Annotated in this window: 1 protein-coding gene; it reads left to right on the forward strand. The window is 48.4% G+C overall.

The genetic code is table 11. The features are described 5' to 3' along the window. On the forward strand, positions 1–281 hold a 281-nt coding region (locus Q0954_RS34745), incomplete at both ends, for a hypothetical protein (RefSeq protein WP_299466884.1).

Below are 281 nucleotides of genomic sequence, written 5' to 3' on the forward strand. Positions count from 1 at the left end.
GTTGCGCCCGTGTTGATCCCGGTGAATTTGCCGGATGGTTGGGGCATTTACGAGATGACGGGCTGGATGGGAAGCATCGGTCTGGAGACGGCACTTAAAGTGCATCTGGACTACGCACCGGATACCGCGAAATGGGTGTTTAGTAAAGACTATGCCTCGACTCCTTTGCAGACTTACGAAGTGAGTTTTGATGTTGCCCTGGACAGTTTGAGTTCAAGCGACAACGAACTGAAGGTCACCATAAAAGATGCAGCAACTAATCAAATCATTAAAGAAGAAGT

Origin of the sequence: uncultured Microscilla sp., assembly GCF_947493425.1 — a bacterium.
In the GTDB taxonomy this organism is placed as follows: domain Bacteria; phylum Bacteroidota; class Bacteroidia; order Cytophagales; family Microscillaceae; genus Microscilla.